This window comes from Mycobacterium sp. 1274756.6, from assembly GCF_001668625.1.
In the GTDB taxonomy this organism is placed as follows: domain Bacteria; phylum Actinomycetota; class Actinomycetes; order Mycobacteriales; family Mycobacteriaceae; genus Mycobacterium.
This window is the reverse complement of the sequence record NZ_LZLJ01000054.1, coordinates 1-5,314: the sequence shown is the minus strand read 5'-3', so window position 1 is coordinate 5,314 and position 5,314 is coordinate 1. Positions and strand designations below refer to the sequence as shown.

Below are 5,314 nucleotides of genomic sequence, written 5' to 3'. Positions count from 1 at the left end.
CCCGCCGACGCCGGCGGCGGCGCCGCCAGCACCGCCCCGACCTGCTGAAGCGGGCCGGTGAACGCCCGGCGCACGTAGTCGTCGTCGGAGCCGGCGCCCGGCAGCAGAACCGCGGTCACCCCGCGCAGCGATACCGTCATCCCCTGATCGTGCCTGCCGCCGTCGGACCCGGTGAGCGCGGCCCGCGGGCCGCGTGGCTTTTGCCGGATAACAGGTCTACGGTGTCGGGTGAATACACACCGCGCTATCAGGAGAGACACATGGCCGCGCCCGGAGGGTATCTGCGCCGACTCACCCGTCGGCTGACCGAGGACCCCCAGCAGCGCGACGCCGAGGAACTCTGCGACGAGGTGGTCAACACCGGCGCGCAACGGGTGATCGACTGTGAGCGCGGCCAGGAGGTCACCATGGTCGGCACCCTGCGCAGCGTGGAGGCCAACGCCAAGGGCTGCGCGGGCGGGCTGCGCGCCGAACTGTTCGACGGCACCGACACGGTCACCCTGGTGTGGCTGGGCCAGCGCCGCATCCCCGGCATCGAGTCCGGCCGCACCCTGCGGGTGCACGGCCGGCTGGGCCGGATGGACAACGGCGCCAAGGCCGTCTACAACCCGCGTTACGAAATCGAGCAGTAAGCCACCCGACGATGAGCGGCAACCCGCGGTGACGGCCGCGCACAGCAGGGGCGGGACGTGAGCGACAACACGCAGGGCTACCAACGCATCCTCGACCAGATCGGCGGGGTGCGCGGGGTGATCTACTCCTCGCTGCCGGTGCTGGTGTTCGTCCCGGTCTCCAGCCTGTTCGGGCTGATGGCCGCGGTCGTCGCGGCGCTGGGCACCGCCGCCGCGGTGCTGGTGTGGCGGCTGATCCGGCGCCAATCCACCCAGCCGGCGATCTCCGGGTTCTTCGGGGTGGCGATCTGCGTGCTCATCGCCTACCTCACCGGGGAGTCGCGCGGCTATTTCCTGCTCGGCATCGTGATGTCACTGTTCTGGGCGATCGTGTTCGCCGCGTCGATCCTGATCCGCCGGCCGGTGGTCGGCTACCTGTGGAGCTGGGCCGGCGGCCACGACCGCGGCTGGCGGGCCGTACCCGCCGCGGTGTACCTGTTCGACCTGGCCACCGCCACCTGGGTGCTGGTGTTCGGATCGCGGTTCGCGGTGCAGGCCGCGCTGTTCAACGCCGACCAGACCGGCTGGCTGGCGGCCGCGAAGATCGGGATGGGCTGGCCGCTGACCGCGCTGGCCGCCGTGGTCACCTACCTGGTGATCAAGGCCGTGCAGCGGCGGCTGACCGCCGCCCCGGTCGCCGAACCGGTCGGCGAGGTCGGTTCACTGGGCGGGTAGCAGCAGCCCGCGCAGCGCGTCCTCGGCCGCCTCGGCGGCCACGAACAGCAGTTCGTCGCCGCCCTCGAGCGGCTCGTCGGGCTGCGGCACGATTACCCGCGGCCCGCGCAGGATCGTCACCAGCGCGACATCGCGGGGCAGCTCCAGCTTGCGCACCGGGCGCCCACCCCACGGGGTGTCGTCGGGCAGGGTGATCTCGACCAGGTTCGACTCGCCCTTGCGGAACGTCATCAGCCGCACCAGATCCCCGACCGCGACGGCCTCCTCGACCAGCGAGGCCAGCATCCGCGGCGTCGACACCGCCACGTCCACCCCCCACGCCTCGGTGAACAGCCACTCGTTGCGCGGATCGTTGACCCGGGCGACCACCCGGGACACCGCGAACTCGGTCTTGGCCAGCAACGCCAGCACCACGTTGGCCTTGTCGTCGCCGGTGGCGGCGATGACCACGTCGAACTCCTCCAGGTGCACCGCCTCCAGCAGGCTCAGCTCGCAGGCGTCCCCGAACTCCCACTGCGCGGCGGGCAACGCGTCGACGTCGACGTGGTCGGGGTTGCGTTCGATCAGGCACACCTCGTGGCCGCTGTCGACCAACTCCCGGGCGATCGAGCGCCCGACCGCGCCCGCCCCGGCGATCAGCACCTTCACCTGCGTCGCATCCTCTCGTGTCCGGCGGTCACCCGCGCCCCCGCTCGAGGTCGCCGCTGGGCGGCAACGCGGCGATGGCCACCGCTTCGGCGGCGTGCCCGGAGACCGCCGCGACATACACCTGGTCACCGGCCTGGATCACCGTCTTGGCCTCCGGCAGCAACCCGGAGCCGAACCGCAGCAGAAACGCCACCCGCGAGCCGGTGGCCGCCTCCAGGTCGGTAACCCGGTGGCCCACCCAGTCCTCGTGCAGCACCACCTCGACGACCGCGACGGTGCCGGTCGGGTCGCGCCACTTGGCGGTCTCGGTGTCGCGGGTCAGGATGTTGAGCAGCCGGTCGGTGGTCCAGGGCACCGTGGCCACGGTGGGGATGCCGAGGCGCTCGTAGACCGCGGCGCGCTTGGCGTCGTAGATGCGGGCGACCACCCGTTCCACGCCGAAGGTCTCCCGCGCCAGCCGCGCGGAGATGATGTTGGAGTTGTCGCCGGAGGACACCGCGGCGAACGCGCCGGCGTCCTCGATCCCGGCCCGCAGCAACACATCCCGGTCGAAGCCCATGCCCTGGACCCGCTCGCCGGTGAACTCCGGGCTGAGCCGCCCGAACGCGGCGCTGTCGCGGTCGATGACCGCCACGTCGTGGCCGATGCGGGCCAGCCCGTCGGCCACCGAGGAACCCACCCGGCCACACCCCATCACTACAACCCGCACCCGAGGTCCTTTCGGCGACGTTTTCCCTACCGGGAACGCTACCGGCAACCGGCAGGGGGCATACTCTTGGCTCTCGTGTCCAAACTGTCCACCGCCACGCGCCGGCTGCTGCTGGGCCGGCCGTTCCGCAGCGACCGACTGCAGCACACCCTGCTGCCCAAACGGATCGCGCTGCCGGTGTTCGCCTCGGATGCGCTGTCCTCGGTCGCCTACGCGCCCGAGGAAGTCTTTTTGATGCTGTCGATGGCCGGTCTGGCGGCGTACTCGCTGACGCCGTGGATCGGGCTGGCGGTCGCCTTCGTCATGCTGGTCGTGGTCGCCAGCTACCGCCAGAACGTGCACGCCTACCCCTCCGGGGGCGGCGACTTCGAGGTGGTCACCACCAACCTGGGGCCCAGCGCCGGGCTGACCGTGGCCAGTGCGCTGCTCGTCGACTACGTCCTGACCGTGGCGGTGTCGATCTCCTCGGCGGTGTCCAACATCGGATCGGCCTACCCGTTCATCGCCGACCACCGGGTGCTGTTCGCGGTCGGGGCCATCCTGGCGGTGATGGCGCTGAACCTGCGCGGCGTGCGCGAGTCGGGGGTGCTGTTCGCCATCCCCACCTACGCGTTCGTCGTCGCGATGGCGGTCACGCTGGGTTGGGGGCTGTTCCGGATCGGGGTGCTCGGCGACCCGTTGCGCGCCGAGTCCGCCGCCTTCGAGATGCACGCCGAGAGCTCCGCGTTCACCGGGTTCGCGTTGGTGTTCCTGGTGGCGCGGTCGTTCTCGTCCGGATGTGCCGCCCTGACCGGGGTGGAGGCCATCAGCAACGGTGTCCCGGCGTTCCGCAAACCCAAGTCCCGCAACGCGGCCACCACGCTGCTGATGTTGGGCGGCATCTCGGTGGCCATGCTGATGGGCATCATGGTGCTGGCCCAGCAGACCGGGGTGAAGATCGTCGACGATCCGGGCACCCAACTCGGCGGCGCCCCGGCCGACTACAAGCAGAAGACGCTCATCGCCCAGCTCGCCGAAACCGTGTTCGGCGGTTTCCACATCGGCTTCGTGCTCACCACCGCGGTGACCGCGCTGATCCTGGCGCTGGCCGCCAACACCGCCTTCAACGGGTTCCCGGTGCTCGGCTCGGTGTTGGCCCAGCACAGCTATCTGCCGCGCCAGTTGCACACCCGCGGGGACCGGCTGGCGTTCTCCAACGGCATCCTGTTCCTGGCGATCGCCGCGATCGCGGTGACGGTCGCCTTCCAGGCGAAGGTCACCGCACTGATCCAGCTCTACATCGTGGGTGTCTTCGTCTCGTTCACGCTCAGCCAGATCGGCATGGTCCGGCACTGGACCCGGTTGCTGCGCACCGAGACCGACCCGCGCGCCCGGCGGACGATGATGCGCTCCCGGCTGGTCAACACCGTCGGCGCGGTCTGCACCGGCACGGTGTTCCTGGTGGTGCTGGTCACCAAATTCGTTGCCGGAGCATGGATCGCGATCCTGGCGATGGCGCTGCTGTTCGCGTTGATGAAGATGATCCACCGCCACTACGCCACCGTCAGCGCCGAACTGCGCAGGCAGACCGAGGACGAGGCCGAGACGGTGCTGCCCAGCCGCAACCACGCGCTGGTGCTGGTGTCCAAGCTGCACCTGCCGACACTGCGGGCGCTGGCGTATGCGCGCGCCACCCGCCCGGACGCGCTGGAGGCGATCACGGTCAGCGTCGACGACGCCGAAACCCGCCTGCTGGTCCAGGAATGGGAGGAGAGCGACGTCACCGTGCCGCTGAAGGTGATCGCCTCCCCGTACCGCGAGATCACCCGCCCGGTGCTCGACTACGTCAAACGCATCGTCAAGGAGGCGCCGCGCATCGTGGTGACGGTGTTCATCCCCGAATACGTCGTCGGGCACTGGTGGGAACAGTTGCTGCACAACCAGAGTGCGCTGCGGCTCAAAACCCGGCTGCTGTTCGTGCCCGGGGTGATGGTCACCTCGGTGCCCTGGCAGCTGGACTCCTCCGAACGGCTCAAGACCCTGCAGCACCGCGCCGCACCGGGGGACACCCGGCGCGGCTTCATCGACCGATGAGCGGGGCCGAACTCACGGTGCGCACCGACGCACCGGCCAACGGGGGCCGCTGCGTGGCCCGCCACGACGGGCGGGTGGTGTTCGTCCGCGGCGCCCTGCCCGGCGAGCGGGTGCGGGTGCGGGTCACCGAGCAGCGCAGCGCCTACTGGCACGCCGAGGTGCTCGAGGTGCTCGACGCGGCCGCCGGGCGGGTGGCTTCGCTGTGCCCGATCGCCGGTGTCGACGGCGCCGGCTGCTGCGACCTCGCGTTCGCCGACCCGTCGACGGCCCGCTCGGTGAAGGCCGCGGTGGTGGCCAACCAGCTGGCCCGCTACGGCCGGTACGACTGGGCCGGTGAGGCCGAACCGCTGGGCACCGGGGCGGTGCTGGGCTGGCGCACCCGGGTGCAGCTGGACGTCGACCCGGACGGGCGGCCCGGCTTTCACCGGTACCGCAGCGACGAGCTCGTCCCCGACCTGCGGTGCGGGCAGTTACCGGCCGAGCTGACCGACGGGCTGGACGAGGCGCGCTGGCCGCCGGGGGCCCGGCTGCACGCCGT

General features: G+C 71.0%; 6 protein-coding genes and 1 pseudogene. 4 read left to right on the top strand and 3 right to left on the bottom strand.

Annotated features, from left to right (window positions below):
* A pseudogene (locus A5643_RS18080) lies at window positions 1-140 on the bottom strand (alpha/beta hydrolase); the annotation flags it as partial.
* 120 nt (window positions 141-260) lie between these two features.
* On the opposite strand from A5643_RS18080, the gene A5643_RS07345 reads away from it, so the two are divergent.
* Window positions 261-632, top strand: coding sequence for an OB-fold nucleic acid binding domain-containing protein (locus A5643_RS07345; protein WP_066853495.1), 372 nt, complete (start codon window positions 261-263; stop codon window positions 630-632).
* Window positions 633-689: 57 nt separating this feature from the next.
* Entirely contained in the window at window positions 690-1,346 is a 657-nt protein-coding gene (locus A5643_RS07340; protein WP_066853493.1) for a DUF3159 domain-containing protein, read from the top strand.
* On the opposite strand, the gene A5643_RS07335 is transcribed toward A5643_RS07340, so the two are convergent.
* Both A5643_RS07335 and A5643_RS07330 read right to left on the bottom strand, forming a co-directional pair.
* Window positions 1,332-2,111 carry a potassium channel family protein gene (locus A5643_RS07335; RefSeq protein ID WP_286143645.1) on the bottom strand — a complete coding sequence of 260 codons (780 nt, stop codon included), beginning with the start codon at window positions 2,109-2,111 and terminating at the stop codon, window positions 1,332-1,334. The two genes, A5643_RS07340 and A5643_RS07335, sit on opposite strands and share 15 nt — an antisense overlap.
* Window positions 2,023-2,703, bottom strand: coding sequence for a potassium channel family protein (locus tag A5643_RS07330; protein ID WP_082948795.1), 681 nt, complete (start codon window positions 2,701-2,703; stop codon window positions 2,023-2,025). Before A5643_RS07330 ends, A5643_RS07335 begins: the two co-directional genes overlap by 89 nt.
* A 75-nt stretch (window positions 2,704-2,778) precedes the next feature.
* On the opposite strand from A5643_RS07330, the gene A5643_RS07325 reads away from it, so the two are divergent.
* Window positions 2,779-4,776 carry an APC family permease gene (locus A5643_RS07325; protein ID WP_066853488.1) on the top strand — a complete coding sequence of 666 codons (1,998 nt, stop codon included), beginning with the start codon at window positions 2,779-2,781 and terminating at the stop codon, window positions 4,774-4,776.
* Window positions 4,773-5,314 (top strand): TRAM domain-containing protein (locus A5643_RS07320; RefSeq protein ID WP_156628610.1); only part of this gene is annotated, 542 nt, incomplete at its 3' end. The genes A5643_RS07325 and A5643_RS07320, both read left to right, overlap by 4 nt.